At 45.1% G+C, this 17,550-nt stretch carries 9 protein-coding genes; 8 read left to right on the top strand and 1 reads right to left on the bottom strand.

Annotated elements, in window-relative coordinates:
• The first annotated feature begins 18 nt into the window (after positions 1 to 18).
• Complete coding sequence (locus F453_RS0102125; RefSeq protein WP_018966517.1) at positions 19 to 906, top strand: glycoside hydrolase family 25 protein; 888 nt, start codon at positions 19 to 21, stop codon at positions 904 to 906.
• 646 nt (positions 907 to 1,552) lie between these two features.
• On the opposite strand, the gene F453_RS0102120 is transcribed toward F453_RS0102125, so the two are convergent.
• Positions 1,553 to 3,430: a helix-hairpin-helix domain-containing protein gene (locus F453_RS0102120; RefSeq protein ID WP_244869403.1), complete on the bottom strand. Its 1,878-nt coding sequence runs from the start codon at positions 3,428 to 3,430 to the stop codon at positions 1,553 to 1,555.
• 433 nt (positions 3,431 to 3,863) lie between these two features.
• Between F453_RS0102120 and F453_RS0102115 the strand changes: the two genes are divergently transcribed.
• The 7 genes from F453_RS0102115 (at position 3,864) to yidC (ending at position 17,470) form a co-directional block, all read left to right on the top strand.
• Complete coding sequence (locus tag F453_RS0102115) at positions 3,864 to 5,888, top strand: DUF5686 family protein (RefSeq protein WP_018966515.1); 2,025 nt, start codon at positions 3,864 to 3,866, stop codon at positions 5,886 to 5,888.
• A 32-nt stretch (positions 5,889 to 5,920) separates the two neighbouring features.
• The gene (locus F453_RS0102110; protein WP_262502533.1) at positions 5,921 to 9,160 is read left to right on the top strand and encodes a UvrD-helicase domain-containing protein; all 3,240 of its coding nucleotides are present in this window, start codon (positions 5,921 to 5,923) and stop codon (positions 9,158 to 9,160) included.
• Positions 9,157 to 12,030 carry a PD-(D/E)XK nuclease family protein gene (locus tag F453_RS0102105; RefSeq protein ID WP_018966513.1) on the top strand — a complete coding sequence of 958 codons (2,874 nt, stop codon included), beginning with the start codon at positions 9,157 to 9,159 and terminating at the stop codon, positions 12,028 to 12,030. The genes F453_RS0102110 and F453_RS0102105 overlap by 4 nt, the downstream gene beginning before the upstream one ends.
• Positions 12,031 to 12,041: 11 nt before the next feature.
• Positions 12,042 to 12,239 carry a hypothetical protein gene (locus F453_RS15790; RefSeq protein ID WP_018966512.1) on the top strand — a complete coding sequence of 66 codons (198 nt, stop codon included), beginning with the start codon at positions 12,042 to 12,044 and terminating at the stop codon, positions 12,237 to 12,239.
• Between the two features lie 446 nt (positions 12,240 to 12,685).
• Positions 12,686 to 13,573 (top strand): 4-hydroxy-tetrahydrodipicolinate synthase, encoded by an 888-nt coding sequence (dapA, locus tag F453_RS0102095; protein ID WP_009235621.1) that lies wholly within the window; start codon positions 12,686 to 12,688, stop codon positions 13,571 to 13,573.
• 317 nt (positions 13,574 to 13,890) lie between these two features.
• Positions 13,891 to 15,495, top strand: a complete 1,605-nt coding sequence (gene pyrG, locus F453_RS0102090; RefSeq protein ID WP_018966511.1) for a CTP synthase — start codon at positions 13,891 to 13,893, stop codon at positions 15,493 to 15,495.
• Between the two features lie 91 nt (positions 15,496 to 15,586).
• On the top strand, positions 15,587 to 17,470 hold the full coding sequence (yidC, locus tag F453_RS0102085; protein WP_018966510.1) for a membrane protein insertase YidC: 1,884 nt from the start codon (positions 15,587 to 15,589) through the stop codon (positions 17,468 to 17,470).
• The last annotated feature ends 80 nt before the right edge of the window (positions 17,471 to 17,550 follow it).

Here is a 17,550-nt window from a genome sequence, read left to right as displayed (position 1 = left end):
GCGCAACGCTGTTGATATATGGCAAGGAAATCTTCAACGAAGGTTCGGAATAGAAAATACACCAAGAGAAGTGGCGGTCGTGGTGGTCATCGCATCCGTTTCTTCAATTTTCTCATTCCCCGCTTTATAGGTTCGTCGCGTCGTTGGGCGTGGTGGCTAGGCGGTGTGGGTGTAGTGTGCCTTTATGTATGGGTATTTTATTACTTCTTTGTTGGTCCTACGGGGTTCCGTTGGCGTGCTTTGTATGGCGATGCAAACTATCCCGACGGCTATGCCATTCACGGTATAGACATATCTCACTATCAAGGCGAAATCAATTGGGACAAGTTGAGTGATGCTACCATAGATGGTTTTCCGCTGAAATTTGTCATTGTGAAGTCGACAGAGGGCTCTTCGGGTGTCGATGAGAACTTTAACGACAACTTTTACCAAGCTCGTGAATACGGTTTTATACGTGGCGCTTACCATTTTTGGAGCAACAAGTCGTCGGCAAGAGTCCAAGCCAACTTCTTTTTAAAGCAAGTGCACCTTGAAGAAGGTGATTTGCCACCTGTGCTTGACGTTGAGCACAAGCCCAAGAATCGTTCAATTGAAGATTTTCAACGTGATGTGTTAACTTGGTTGCATATCGTTGAAGACAAGTATCACGTTAAACCCATCATCTATACCTATTATAAGTTTAAGGAACAGTACCTTAGCGCACCCGTGTTCGACGACTATCCTTATTGGATAGCCCACTATTATGTTGAGAAGGTGGAGTACAAAGGGAAGTGGAAGTTTTGGCAACACACCGATGCTGGACGTTTGGATGGCATCCGCGGTTATGTTGACCTGAACATCTTTAATGGCTCTTTGTACGAACTGAAACGGTTAACTATTGGTTCGGAGCGTGTCTTTGGGGAATAATGTGCTCGCGGTAAACAGTCAAGAATAAAATAATCTTTGTTCTCGTTATACTCAATAGGCAACGCTATACCTGTTTACATTGACGCGATAGTTAGTGCAACATCTTTCATAAGTATATAAGCTATTATGTGAATCGGGATAAGATACGATGTTTGTTGTTAGACTATTATCAGTTGTTTATTATCCCGAACTCGCCAATTCACCATTCCGTCGTTTGCATTTTCATCGTTCTGAAAATGCGTTTTCTATGCCCTGATTATGCATTATTAGATTAATCGCCACGTTAAATGTATTTTGGACGGCTGTTCCATGTTATCTGGAATGCTGTTCCAGTTGAATTGGAACACGGTTCCAACTTATCTGGAACGGGAGTCCAACTTAGCTGTAACAAGGTGAGAGTTTTAAAAGCTCACTGCACGAGCTTATTAGGTGGGGAATGAAAGATGGCGTTTGGAGGTAGGAATGGTGTGCTGGTAGTGGTTGGTTGTGCAATGAACCGCCTAGATGGTGTGCTAAAATAAAACGTCACTTGAGTTCGGGATAAGGTACGATACTTTTTTGATCAAGGTTAGATAAGAAACGAATGGCCATCTCAAAGAACCGACTTTCCCCGACTTAAATGCTATTCTCCGCTTTCTCTGCTTGCTTAAAACTTCCAAATAAGTTGTAGGTCGGCGTCTGCTTGATCTTTCTGCGTGTTGGAATGAACGTTAACTTGGCTCTTAGGAATGTGAAAACGATGAGTGTATCCTAGTTTGGCAATGAACAGCAGGTGGCTGTTTATCGCCAACCGACCTAATAATGCAGTGCGATAGCCCCTACCAAAAAACGAAGGAAACGAGAAATTGTACCGCAGTCCACGTTCATAGGTATAAATTCTACTGTCAAAGCTGTTTGTGTTGAAATAGCTTAGAACCGCATCTAGTTTTGTTTTCGTTGTTTGCCATCCACCGCTAACGCTTGCCATCCATCCGCTTTTAAGTCCGTTGCCTTGTATCATTACGCCGTCGGCTTGTATTTTGGCGTGCCAATTATCGGTAGTTAGGCTATAGGCCAGTCGGAAACGGTTCTCTTTTTTGTCAATGACCTTATGACTGCCTGTAGCATTCTCTTGTTTCTTTCGAAAGCGGTAGCGTGCCATCCAGGTAGAAATGCCGCGTGTATAAGTAGCTGTAAGCATGTTGTCCCATGCCGTAGACGAAGTGGATACTCGGTAGCGGGGCTGTGAAAAATAAGCATAATCGGTGTAACCGCTTATCAACCAGTTGCGTGTAGGTTGCCAATTTGCGCCAAAGTATATTGCGCTCTCGTTGTTGACATGCCCTCCTTCGCTAAAACTTCGTGCTAAAAGTGCCTGATAGCGATACGAATAAAAACGTTGAAGAAGCATAACGTCCAATCTTGACGACAAGCGTATGGTTGCCATATTGATAGTTGCAAGAGCCTGATTTTTGTCAATTGCCGTTTCGCCGGCAATTGTTAACTTTCTGCTTAAGTAGCCATAATCAATGCCCACATTGTAAAAATGTTGGCCATGAGTAGCATATTTACGAAACCGTTGCACCGTGTCGGGCTGCAGGTTGTGGTTAAACGCAGTGTGTAGGGCCGTTAATCCAATGTGAAACCCATTGTGTGAGAAGTTCAGGTTGGTGCCCACCACCGATTGCAAAGCGTTGTGCTTATGCGCCAGTTCGGTTTTTGTACGGTGATAGCCCGTTTTCAATATCGTTTTAATGGCGTTTCCGTCTTTCGTTGGTGTAGCGTCGATATATCTGTATGAGGCAAAGGCCGACAGGTCTACTCCCTTGGCGAGATTTATTGTAGCTGCAACCCCTTGTAAGTAATTGCCTTCCGACCGCGAAGAATGCGCTCGCACATGTCCTGTTGTTCGGCCAAGTGTTGCCAGCGAGGCTTGTTTCCCAAAACCATAGTCGTTGTTTATAACTAGGCCCATACCAAAACGCAGACGATAACGACCCACTGCGGCAGCCTTTATTCTACCCATTTTGCGCACTAGCAAATAGAAAGAATAAAAGTCGTAGCCCGCCTTGTTGCGGTTGCTAAAAAAGGGTTCGCCTGCATCTTGCGATGCTAATAGTCCCGCCTTAACATACTCGCCAAGATGAAAATCGTATCTTAGCCAATGCCGAACATCGTAGCCAAGGTGTTTTTTGTTGGCAGGCGATGCTCCCGTTAAGGGAAACTTCACTTCACCTGCCACTTCGTTTTTGCCATATTTAATGATGTTTCGGAGGGTGGGGAATTGCTGTGGCTTGCTGTGCTCTATGTAAACGAAACATTGCAACAATAGGCGTGTATCGTAGTCGATAGATTCGATTAGGGCCAGTTCTGCCAACGAGCGAACGGGTGCATAGTGATAAAGATACTCGCAGATACTTTCCACCTGTTGTGGTGATAGAAAAGGCAGGCGTTCGAGGTCTTCGCGCGTAGCGGTATTTAGGTTTAGCGGATGCGCTTGCATGTCTGATAGAGTTTCGTAGGCATCGGCGTTGGTCTCTTCCATTTGTTCGTTGTTTTCCAACCACCGTTGATAATATTCCTCCCATTTTATTTCGTCTTGAGCAGACGATGGGAGAAAGCACATCATTAAGAGCAAAAATGCCACATAGCGTATCTTCATGGGTAGATTAAGTTGAAAGTTTTTACAAAGTTAAGCATAAAGGTTCGTAATATGCACAAAAAATGTTGTTTTCTCAATTTTATGTTAGTTTCGCTTCTATTTCATGCCATCATCGCTTTTAATCGTACATGGTTGCTAACCTGGTTTTACTAAAAAATATTCGAATGAGTGGTTTCGTTGTTTTGTACCATTTTGATATCAAAAAAGCATTATTGTGTCATGGTGCATCGCATTGTGGTTTAAAAAGGTGTATTAGGCTATTTTTTGCGGGCTTCGTTCTGCGTTTTTTCACCGATTTTCGCTAACTTTGCCATTTATGAAGATGTGGCTAGCAATCAACATTTGTGGTATGTGCCTAGGCGTTTCGACCCAAAGCAAGGCTTGGACAACAACAGACACCCTGTTGTTGAACCGCATTTACCACTACGCCGACAGTAGTTATGCGTGCCCTATCGACACTACCTACTATTCGTACACACGCTACACCATCGACATTCACCGTAAAAACATTTTGCTGATGGCTGTTCCAAACCTGTTTGACATGGCTAGAAGCGGTAAAAGACACTTCATGGGGGAGAGCATAAGGAAGCATGTGTATAACGGGAAGGGAACACACGACACCCAAACGTTGGCTTCGTACACTACGCTTCCTCACAGCGAAAACATCCTGCCACCAGCTATTATGTACCTGTCGCCTAAGCTTTACGACGTAACTTTGGTAGACAAGTTTATCTTATCGCCCTTTAATAGGCACAACAAGATGTTCTACCATTTAAAGTTCATTTCCCAAACAGACAGTCTTGCCCTGATAAGCTTCAAGCCGAAGGTAGACAATACGCAGCTAGTGAAGGGCAATGCCATCATAGATAGGCGTACTGGCAGGGTGATAACATGTCATGCCGAAGGCGAATACAATATGTTGCGTTTTGAGTTGGACGCCGACACGGGCGATAAGGAACGTGATAAGCTGATGGTGAAAAACTGTATCTTGCGCACCACGTTCAAGTTCATGGGCAATCAGATGGCGGCCACTTACCGCGTAAACAACGACCTCGCTCCCGTAGATAGTACGAAATTATACCCCAATAAACCAGCCTTCACCATTCAATCGCTCCGTAAAGACAGTCTTACGCGGGTTGAGAAGGAGATATTTCAGCCTGTTTATATGGCCGATATACGCCAAGACACGTTGAACATGCAGTATAATAGGCCACGCGGTTTCTTTTGGCGCAAGTTGGGCGACTATCTGGTAGACCGCATTGGCAGCGACTTTGGTAAATCCAATCAAGGTTATTTTCGACTTAATGCCCCCTTCAACCCCTTTTATATGGAGTATTCGCCCAGTCGTGGGTTTACCTATATGAATGATTTTAGGTTGGGTTACACGTTCAATCCACGTATGGCTTTGTTCGCGCAGATAAAGGCAGCCTATTTCTTTCGCGAAAAACGCATCACGTTTTATGCACCCTTGGTGTTTTATTACAACCGTGAGCGCAACTTTTATTCGCGACTTGAACTGAGCACGGGTAATCGTATATATAGCTCTACCATAGCCGATCGCGTTTCGGAACCACTATTAAATAGGTTCTTCGATATCGGAAAAGACTTGTATCAGTTTATAGACCACTACGTAAAGTTCGATACCAACATCGATTTCTCCACAAAATGGAGCATGCGTGTTGGTTTTGTGTTCCACAAACGCAAGCCAATAGACCCCTCAGCCTTTGAGATGCTTTCGTTTCCCATCGTCTTTCGGTCGTTTGCTCCAACCGTCGAGCTGTCCATTAGACCTTTGGGCTGGAATGGTCCGATATTCACCATCGACTACGAACGAAGCTTAACCAAGGCGTTTAGGTCGAACACCTCGTACGAACGTTGGGAGATAGATGGCCAATACCTTTATCGTCTGCCTCGTCTGCGCACCTTATCCATGCGCCTCGGCACAGGTTTCTACACGCAAAAGGGACGTTCTTCTTATTTCCTAGACTACTCCAATTTTCGCGAGAACACTATCCCTGGGGGATGGAACGATGGCTGGTCGGGTGAATTTGAATTGCTTGATGCCAGTTGGTACAACGCTTCGAACTATTATGTGCGGGGTAATTTCACCTACGAAACGCCTCTGTTGGCCGTGAGTTGGTTGCCCTTTGTGGGGCATTACATAGAGATGGAACGTATCTATGTAAGTGCATTGAGTGTGAAAGCCTTACATCCATATCTTGAATGCGGATATGGCTTCACCACAAGACTCTTTACCATTGGCGCGTTTGTTTCTAATCGCAATTGGAAATTCGATGGCTTTGGACTGAAATTCGGTTTCGAACTGTTTCGACATTGGTAGAGAATACATCGCAAACATTTACTTCCCAAGAAATAACAGATAACACCATGCATACTCCATTAACCGTTTATAAGGCAAGTGCAGGAAGCGGCAAGACGTTTACTTTGGCCGTGAACTACATCAAGATATTGTTGCGCAATCCGCATAGCTACCGAAACATACTTGCCGTTACCTTTACCAACAAAGCCACCGAAGAGATGAAGCTTCGCATATTGAGCCAACTTTACGGTATTTGGAAGCTTCTGCCCAGCTCGAAAGGCTATCTGGACAAGGTGACAAGTGAGCTAGACATCACCCCCGAGTATGCTTCGCAACAGGCAGGAGCGGCTTTGAGCAACCTATTGCACAATTACAACTACTTCAGAGTTGAAACCATCGACACCTTTTTTCAAGCAGTTTTGCGAAATCTAGCGCGTGAATTGGACCTCACCGCTAACCTGCATGTGGGGTTGAACGATAGTCAGGTGGAGCAACAAGCTGTGGATAAGCTGATAGAAGAGCTTAGTCCTAATAGCAAGGTGTTGAAATGGATAATGGAATATATCCAACAGAACATCGCCGACGATAAGAGTTGGAACGTAATAGGACAGATAAAGCGTTTCGGCGAGAACATCTTTAAGGATGTGTATAAAAGCAATCGGAAACAACTGAGTGAGCTAATGGCCAACGAAGAGTTGTTTGACAGCTACGTAAAGACCATTAGGGCATTGGGAAAGGAGGCCGAACAAAAGCTTATTGGCATTGGCGAACGATTTGATGAGCTGTTGGAAGAAAACCAATTGTCGGTTGACGACTTTGGTTATAAGGATAAAGGCGTTTGCGGTTATTTCATTAAGCTGAAGAACGGACATGTGGAAGACGACAAACTTTTGACCAAACGCGTGCTTGATGCCCTTGAAGACCCAAACGCTTGGGTAGGAAAGAACGAGCAAAACGGTGATGGACACGCGCTAACCGTGGTGAGAAATGTGCTGTTCGACTATCTGAATGACTCTGAAAAGCTGCGTAAGGAGCAGGCAAAACATCTTAAATCGGCTAAGCTTACTTTGCGGCATCTGGATCAACTGCGACTTTTGGACAAGATAGAGACGCAGGTGCGCGAACTTAATGACCAGTCTAACCGTTTCTTGTTGAGCGATACGCAAACCCTTTTGCATGCTTTGATACACGATAGTGATACTCCTTTTATCTTCGAGAAGATAGGAACGCAGCTCGAACACATCATGATTGACGAGTTTCAAGATACAAGCACGGTGCAATGGGCCAACTTTAAGGTGCTGTTACAAGAGTGTATGAGCCACAACCAATCGCAAAGTTTGATTGTGGGTGACGTGAAACAGAGTATATACAGATGGCGTTCGGGCGACTGGCGACTGCTAAACGAGATTGAAAAGCAATTTACAGGCTCGCCACATGCCTTTAAGATTGAGCGAATGACTACCAACTATCGCTCGGAACGTAATATCGTAGACTTTAACAACGCCTTTTTCGAGGCGGCATGTGCCATTGAACAGCGTGAGTTAGAGGTGAAAAGTCCAATGGGAGCACAACAAATGCAGGTGGCTTATCAAGATGTGAAGCAGTTGGTGCCCACAGACAAAACACCGAGAGGTAGGGTAGAGGTGTGCCTTCTTAATAAAGAAGACTGCGAACAACGTATGATGGCCAAGGTGTGTGATACGATAAAGAATCTGTTGGAACAAGGAGCAAAGGCCAAGGACATTGCCATTTTGGTACGTAACAACAATTCCATTGCACTTATTGCCGACTATATGATGGTGCATTTGCCCGAAGTGCGATTGGTTTCGGACGAAGGATTTAAGCTGCAAGCCTCTGTTGCCGTGCAGATAATCATGGCTGCGCTGCGCGTTTTGGCCAATCCTGCCGACCGTTTGTTGCAAGCCAACCTCGCTACCACTTATCAAACGCACATCTTGGGCAATGCCATTGGCGACCGCGAGATGCTTAAACGCGATGTAGATGTGGCCCACTTCCTACCCGAAAGGTTTTGGAACAACCACCAACAACTGATGGCCATGCCCATATTCAACATCGTTGAAGAGGTGTATCAGGCTTTTCAACTAGAACGTTTATCGGAACAAAGCGCATACATCTGCACCTTTTACGATAGGTTGAACAAGTTTTTGGTGGACAATTCGGCCGACCTAAGCGCTGTAATCGACGAATGGGAGAACGATATGAAAGATCGTGCCATACAGAGTGACGAACTTAACGGCGTGCGACTGCTTACCATTCATAAGAGCAAAGGACTAGAATTTGCCCATACCATCGTGCCTTTTTGTGACTGGCAATTGGAAAGAACGGGTGGCACGCTATGGTGTCAGCCCGACGAAGCTCCATACAACGCCTTGCCACTTATCCCCGTTGACCTCTATCCCAAGCAGTTAATGGGGTCGGTTTTCGAGAAAGACTACCTGCACGAGCATCTGCAAACGATGGTAGACAACATGAACTTGCTGTATGTGGCGTTCACAAGGGCAGGCCGAAACCTCTTTGTGTTGGGCGAAAAAGATAAGTCGGGCAGCCGTTCTGCTGTTATTGGGCAGTGTTTAGAACAGCTAACGGGCGTGTTGCCAGGCAGTACGCTTGAAACAACAGCCGAAGAAGATTTGGAGTTTAACTACGGAACCTTATCAATAGACACGGCAGAGGAGAAGGCGAAAAGCACATCCGACAACGTATTTAACACCATCCCGTCACCCTTTACCTTTGATGTGAAGGTGTACGAAAGCAAAGCCCAATTCTTACAGAGCAACAAAAGTTCGGAGTTTATCGGAGGAGAAGACGAAGACTCTCAACAAAACAACTATATCAAACTAGGTAGTGTGCTGCATGCGGTGTTTGCTCAGATACGTACATTAGCCGATGTTCCAAACGTGTTAAGGCAGTTGGAGCAAGACGGTGTGATATACGATAGTGACCTAACCAAAGATAAATTGGTGGAAATGCTGAACAAACGCTTTGCCGATAAGCGCGTAAAGGAGTGGTTTTCGGATGGTTGGCAACTGTTTAACGAATGCTCCATACTCTCGATAGACCCTGTTACAAATGCTGTTGTTACCCATAGGCCCGACCGTGTGATAACAAACGGCGAGGAAATGCGGGTTATCGATTTTAAGTTTGGTAAGCCCAAGGAAGAACACCATGCCCAAGTGGCTAGCTACATGGCCTTGTTAGAAACGATGGGATATAAGCGAGTAAGTGGCTACTTGTGGTATGTTTACAGCAATAAGATAGAGGAAGTGAAATGAGAAAGACCTTTTTAGAATACGTTGCCGAAGATTTATTGAAGAAATTTGGCACAGACTTGTCGCGTGTAACACTTGTTTTCCCAAACAAACGTGCATCTTTATTCCTTAACGAGCATTTGGCGCGCATGGCAGATGGTCCGTTGTGGAGTCCTGTTTACACCACAATCAGTCAGCTTTTTCGCGATAGGAGCGAACGAATAGTGGCCGACGACATCAAGCTAGTTTGCGACCTCTATCGTATTTATGTACAATGCACTGGCTCTACTGAAACACTCGATCACTTTTATGGTTGGGGAATGCTGATGCTAAGTGATTTCGACGACATAGATAAGAACCTGGCCGATGCCACAGACGTGTTTAGAAATCTGAGCAACATTCACGAGTTGGACGACATTTCGTACCTAACCGATGAACAACGGGAGGTGTTGAAGCGCTTTTTCAGTAACTTCTCTGACGATTATAACACGGAGTTGAAAAAACGTTTTTTGCAGTTATGGCAAAACTTTGGCGACATATATAATAGGTATAACGTCCATCTGCAAGAAGAAGGGCTTGCCTACGAGGGCGCACTTTATCGCGAAGTGGTTTGTAACGAGAACGTGAGTTTCGATGCAGAAACTTACGTATTTGTGGGCTTCAACATGTTGCAGAAAGTTGAACAGAGGCTGTTCGCCCGACTAGAAAAGGCAGGTAAGGCCAAATTTTATTGGGATTTCGACCGCTATTATATGGAAGGGGTCAACAACGAGGCTGGACATTACATCCGTCAATACCTCGAAGCCTTTCCCAACGAACTGTTTAATCGTGACGAAGAGATATACGACAACTTCCGCCAAGAGAAAAAGTTGCAGTTCGTTTCGGCCTCTACAGAAACCATTCAGGCTCGCTTTGTGGGGCATTGGCTGCATAACGATGCCTTTGTGCAGGCAGGACGAAAGACGGCAGTGGTGTTGTGCGACGAGAATTTGCTGCAAACCGTGGTGCATAGTCTGCCTCCACAGGTAGAAAGTGTGAATATCACCACGGGCTTTCCCTTGGCGCAGTCACCTGTCTTTTCGTTTGTTAATGCGCTCATCGCCTTGCAAACCGCAGGCTACACCAAGAATTCGGGGCGTTATAGGCTACAATATGTACGGCCAGTGCTTAGGCATCCGTATAGCCTTTTCCTCTCCGAGAATTGCAGTAAACTGCTGTCTACGCTCGAAAAACATCACACCTATTATCCGTTAAGGCAAGATTTAACCACCGATGAAGGCTTAACCTTGCTGTTTGCAGACCTAGAAGAGGGTGTTGCCGACATGCAAGCGTATCATGCCAGACTGCTGGAATGGATGTTGCAACTGCTGAGATGTGTGGGTACGAGCACGCAAGAAACCAATGACCACCTAATGAAGGAGGCCATATATAGGATGTACACCTTATTTAATCGCTTGCACGAGTTGATTATTTCGGGCGACCTCTCGGTAGATTTAATAACTCTGTTGCGATTGATTACACAGCTGGTGCAGTCTACGAGTATCCCTTTCCACGGTGAACCAGCGGTTGGCTTGCAAGTAATGGGCGTGTTAGAAACCCGTAACTTGGATTTCGACAACATCTTATTGCTGTCGTGCAATGAAGGTAACATGCCTAAAGGCGTTAACGATGCCTCGTTTATTCCTTATTCAATACGCAAGGCACACGGGCTCACAACCGTAGATCACAAGGTGGCTATCTATTCTTATTACTTCCACCGACTGTTGCAACGGGCAAAGAACGTCACCATATTATATAACAATTCAACTGAAGACGGACACACTGGCGAGATGAGTCGCTTTATGTTGCAAATGCTTGTTGAGAGCGGCCATCAGATTGAACGACTGTCGTTGCAAGCTGGACAAACGCCCAATGTGTTGCAGCCGCATGCCGTTAGGAAAACGCAAAGCATCATGGAAGAGATGCTTAAACTTGAAAAGCTGTCGCCAACGGCCATCAATCGCTACCTGCGTTGTCAGCTATTGTTCTTCTATAATATTGTAGCAGGATTGAAAGAAAGTGACGATGAAACCGACGATATTGACAACAGAACCTTTGGCAACATCTTCCATAAAAGCTCACAACTGATTTACGAGCAACTGATGGATGCCAATTCGACCGTTACTGATCGCGCCATTAAGGATTTTCTTGCGGATAAGTCGGCCTTGCAGCGCGTTGTGGATAGGGCGTTTAACGAAGAGTTGTTTAAGGTATCTAACACCAACCAGCGACCAGAATACAATGGTTTGCAGCTGATTAATCGCGGAGTGATTATCTCTTACTTGAAGAAACTGTTGCAGATGGACCTCGCCTTGACGCCTTTCCGCATACTGGCAATGGAAAAACAGGTGTATAACGACGTGCTTTTTCATGTTGACGGCAAGCAACACCCCTTGAAAATAGGCGGTTATGTAGACCGATTAGACGAAGTGGACGAGGGTATGGGGAAGGTAATCCGCGTGGTGGACTACAAGACTGGACGGAAACCACAGACAGGAGTTGCCGCTTTTGAAGACATTTTCTCAGGCGAAAAGGTGACCAAGAACCACGCTGACTATTTCTTTCAAACATTCCTTTACGCTGCGATTGTGCGCGATTCGGCCTTTTGGAATGCGCAGAAACTGCCCGTTAGTCCTGCCTTGCTGTTTATTCAGCAGGCATCTGCTGAAGAAAACGACCCCGTGTTGCGCCTAGGCAAAGAGCGCGTAGACGATGTAGCCACATATCGCGATGAGTTTTGGGCGGGTTTGCAGTCGCTTTTAGAAGAAATTTTCGACAAAGATCGCCCGTTCGAACCCACCGAAGACAGAGAACGATGCACGCGTTGCCCCTATCGGCAGGTGTGCTATCAATAGATAAAGTTAATATGATTGAAGTGCGCTTAGTAGCGCAGACACTTAACCTCTTCGGCATCGCTGGGCTGCTAAAGCTGAAGGAGATGTTGTGTGTTTTGCTGCCATCACTACTTCCCGATATATTCCTTCGTCAGCATCTCCTGCTTTATCGGCAAACTGGAGCATGGTTCGGGCAACTTCTGGAGATACTTTACATTGGGCGTAGGTGATGGGCTTCAGTCCATTGATTACGGTTATTGTGTCTGTGAACTTGCTTCGCGATCAGTACAATACAGCTTGTAGTGGGGCTACAACTCGTTTGTAGTCACACTACAAGTCGTTTGTAGTCACGCTACAAGCATCTTGTAGTGTCAGTACAAGCCTTTTGTAGTGCCACTACAAGTTAGCTTGTACAGATGTATGTGTGTGTTGATAAAAGTCCATTACTTATAAAACTTAATCACTTTGGTCATATAGGCGTACACGAAAGAGTGAAAAATAGGTATGAATGCACGTGTTTTTACTTCATAACATGCTAAAAGTTTTAACACTAACCCATATTTTACGATGTGAATAGCGATTATTTTAGAGTGGTAGAAAATTCCGTTTATTTAGGTTTTGTTATTCATTCAAATTCCCTTACCTTTGCACTATCCAAACATAAAAAACCAATTTTATGGCAACGAACATATTCAAAGGCTTGGGCATTGCCCTTGTGACACCATTTAAAACGGACGGATCGATAGACTATGTGGCATTGAAACGACTCATCGAATACCAAACGGACAATGGTGCCGACTTTCTTTGTATACTTGGCACAACAAGCGAGAGCCCTTGCTTGGATTATGAAGAGCGTGCCGAGATAAAGCGTTTCGTTGTTGAAGCAAACCAAGGAAGGTTGCCTGTGCTGATGGGTTGCGGTGGAAATAACACCATGGCTGTGGTAAAGGAACTACAATCGTTCGACCTGAGAGGAGTAGACGGCATACTGAGCGTTTGTCCATATTATAACAAACCATCGCAAGAGGGACTTTATCGGCATTTTAAAATGATTGCCGACAATTGTCCGTTACCTGTCGTGTTGTACAACGTACCGGGTCGAACGGGCATCAACATGAAGTCTGAGACAACCATTAGGCTCGCAACCGACTGTAAAAACATCATTGCAGTAAAGGAGGCTGGCGGTAGTTTGGAGCAGGTAGATGAGATTATTAAGAACAAACCTGCCCATTTTGATGTGCTAAGTGGTGACGATGCGCTAACCTTTCCCATGATAGCCAGTGGGGCAGCAGGCGTTATATCGGTTATTGGTAATGCTCTTCCACGCGAGTTTTCACGAATGATTCGCTTGGAATTTAATGGCGAATACGAGCCTGCCCGTAAAATACACCATCGCTTTACCGAGCTATATAGTTTGCTTTTCGTTGATGGAAATCCTGCGGGCGTAAAGGCCTTGTTGCACGAAATGGGCTTTATCGAAAACGAATTACGTTTGCCACTTGTGCCAACACGCGTGGCTACGGTTCAGAAAATGGCTGCGATATTACAAGAAATGCGTATTTAAAGAGGTAACAAAGCAAGATATTCGTCACCGTTTTCCCTTTCATGCGAGCTGCGATTGGATGGCACGCGTTATTTAAGTGCCAGCTTTTAAGTGGCGTTCAATGAGCCCGATGTGGTTTAAAAGGTGAAGTGATAGGGTAGAATTGCACCGAAATGGCGATTTTGTTGCGTGCGTCTTATAACATTCCTTTAATTCTTGTGCATTTCGTTTTTTTATCGTACATTTGCAGTTTAGGAAAAAGATGCCTGTATTGGCCATAGGCGTGCAGGCTTTGAGTAGGTATATAAGTGTTTATAAACAAATAAATTATAATCATTGTGACAGAGACTAAGTATATTTTCGTAACGGGTGGAGTAGTTTCTTCGCTAGGCAAAGGCATTATCTCCTCGTCTATTGGTAAACTCCTTCAGGCAAGAGGGTATAATATCACCATCCAGAAGTTCGATCCTTATATCAATATCGACCCAGGAACGCTTAACCCCTACGAACATGGCGAATGTTATGTCACAGTGGATGGGATGGAAACAGACCTTGACCTGGGACACTACGAACGTTTTACAGACATCAAGACCACTAAGGCCAACTCGCTAACAACGGGTAGGATATATAAGTCGGTTATCGATAAGGAACGTCGAGGCGACTATTTGGGCAAGACCATTCAGGTTGTTCCTCATATCACCGACGAAATTAAGCGAAACGTGAAGCTCTTAGGTGAGAAGTATCACTATGATTTTGTTATCACCGAGATTGGTGGAACAGTGGGTGATATCGAGTCGACGCCCTTCCTCGAAGCTATCAGACAATTGAAATGGGAATTGGGAAAGAAAGCCGTTTGTGTGCATCTCACATACATTCCCTATCTGAAAGCAGCCCAAGAACTTAAAACCAAACCCACACAGCATAGCGTTAAGGAACTGCAAAGCCTTGGAATACAACCCGACGTTTTGGTATTGCGCACCGAGAAAACGTTAAATTCTGGCATTTTGAAGAAAGTTGCGGCTTTCTGTAACGTGGATTTAGACTGCGTTGTGCAAAGTGAAGACTTGCCAAGCATATACGAAGCTCCCGTGAGAATGCAGGAACAAGGGCTAGATGTAGCCATTTTGAAGCGAATGGGCGAACCTATTGGCGAGAAACCAGCACTTGGACCATGGCGTAAGTTCTTGGAAAGACGCAGACAAGCTGCTAACGAGGTGAACATTGGATTAGTTGGTAAGTACGATTTGCAGGACGCTTACAAGAGTATTCGCGAAAGTCTGTATCAGGCAGGTACATACAACGACCATAAAACGGTGCTCACTTTCATCAATTCGGAGAAGATAACAAAAGAGAATGTGGCTGAAAAACTGGCTGGAATGGATGGTATCGTTATCTGTCCTGGCTTTGGACAACGTGGAACAGAAGGCAAAATTATCGCCGCCCACTATGCTCGCACGAACGATATACCCACGTTTGGCATCTGTCTGGGTATGCAAATGATGGTGATAGAGTTCGCTCGCAACGTGCTTGGCTATGAAGACGCCAACAGCCGCGAGATGGACGAGAAGACGGAACACAACGTTATCGACATCATGGAAGAGCAAAAGAACATCACCAACATGGGCGGAACGATGCGTCTTGGGGCTTACGAATGCGTATTGAAGCAAACTTCGCGTGTGATAGACATATATAAACACGAACATATACAGGAAAGACACCGCCATCGTTACGAGTTTAACAGCGAATATCAAAAGGAATACGAACGCGCGGGAATGGCTTGCGTAGGCAAAAACCCTGAAAGCGACCTCGTTGAAATCGTGGAGATATCGGGCCTTAAATGGTATGTCGGTACGCAATTCCATCCCGAATACCAGAGTACGGTGCTTAATCCACACCCCCTTTTCGTAGATTTCGTTAAGACGGCAATAGCAAACAAAAAATAAATACATAATATCTGATTATCTCCCGGTAACAGTGTTGGCTGCCGTTGGGTATGCCACGCGATGATAGAACGGGATAAATGGACAAGACATAATGAATAAAAATAATCTTATCGGTTTCATCCTCATTGGCTTAGTGCTTGTTGGTTTCAGTCTTTGGAACCGTCCTTCAGAGGAAGAATTGGCTAAGCAACAGCAAAAGGAACAGATTGAAAAGAAAAACAAGGAAGAGCAAACGAAGGCTAAGGCCAAAGTCGATGCCGAACGTGCACAAACCCTGCAACAGGCTACAACCGATACAAGCGCCCTGTTTCATAAGGCATTGACTGGCGAAGCCAAATCCATCGTGTTGAAAAATAGTAAGTTGCAACTTCAACTTAACACGAAGGGTGGGGTTGTAGACAAGGCAGTTATTAGTAATTTTACTGATAGGAACGGCAATAAAGATCTTACCCTGTTCCAAGGAAAAGACCAAAGCCTTACCTATACCTTTGCCACCAAAGACGGCTATGTAAGTACCGCCGACCTATATTTCACCGCATCGGATGTTACTGACACCACAGTGACTTTTACAGCTGAGGCGGCTGCGGGTAAAACACTTACAATTAAGTATGTGTTAGGCAACGAATACATGCTGCATACAAGTATTTCGGCAACGGGTATGGGAGGAATACTCAACCCTTCGATAAATACTGTAGACATAAATTGGCAAGAACGATGCGCACAACAAGAGAAAGGATTCACCTTCGAGAGTCGATATGCATCGCTAACTTACCATAATACGGAAGGAGGAACAGACTATTTAAGTGAGACTTCTGAGAAAATAGACGAGGTTATTGAAGATAAAATCGATTGGGTGGCCTTCAAAAACCAGTTCTTCTCTGCTGTTATGATTGCTAAAACCGACTTCGGTACGAACGCTACGTTGACCAGCATCCCCCAAGAAAAGGGTTCGGGCTACCTCAAACAATATCAAGCCAAGCTTAAAACAGCCTTCGATCCAACGGGCGCACAACCCACACAACTTGATTTTTATTATGGTCCTAACGACTTCCGTTTATTGCAGAAGATGGAAAGTCAAAGCCATTTTGGCAAAGACTTGGAATTAGAAAGACTCGTTTATCTAGGTTGGCCTTTGTTCCGCATAATCAACCGTTGGTTCACGCTCTATGTTTTCGACTGGCTAACAGGTCTCGACATCAACATGGGTGTGGTGCTCATCCTCATCACTTTGCTTTTGAAGTTTATCACTTTCCCCTTAGTGAAGAAGAGCTACCTAAGCTCGGCTAAGATGCGCGTGCTTAAACCCAAACTCGAAGAGGCAACGAAAGAATTCAATAAGCCCGAAGACCAGATGAAAAAACAGCAGGCCATGATGAGCGAATACGCTAAGTATGGTGTCAGTCCACTTTCTGGTTGTTTACCGATGCTTATACAAATGCCCATCTGGATTGCGATGTTTAACTTCGTTCCCAATGCTATCCAGCTTCGTGGAGAAAGCTTCTTGTGGATAGACGACCTGTCTACCTACGACCCTGTGTTGGAGTGGGGACACAACATCTGGCTTATTGGCGATCACCTTTCGCTCACTTGTATTCTCTTCTGCCTATCGAACGTGCTTTATTCGATGATGACCATGCGTCAGCAGCGCGATCAAATGGTAGGTCAGCAGGCCGAACAGATGAAGATGATGCAGTGGATGATGTACCTTATGCCCGTGATGTTCTTCTTCATGTTCAACGATTACTCATCGGGACTTAACTTCTACTATTTCGTCAGTCTGTTCTTCAGTGCTGCCATTATGTGGTTCTTGCGTAAGACCACTAATGACGAGAAGCTCCTCAGTTCGCTGGAAGCCAATTATAAGGAGGCCCAAAGCAATCCACAGAAGCTGAAAGGATTGTCCGCTCGTCTACAAGCCATGCAACAGCAGCAACAAGAACTGCAACGCAAACGCGAGCAACTAGGCCAGAAATGACGCTAAGTTATTAACCCCCTAATTCAATTAAAACAGCATAACAAGCGATTTTAAAGCATCAGACGGATTATGGTTTGTGC

Source organism: Hoylesella loescheii DSM 19665 = JCM 12249 = ATCC 15930 (assembly GCF_000378085.1).
GTDB classification, from domain to species: Bacteria; Bacteroidota; Bacteroidia; order Bacteroidales; family Bacteroidaceae; genus Prevotella; species Prevotella loescheii.
This window is presented reverse-complemented; position numbering and strand designations above follow the sequence as displayed.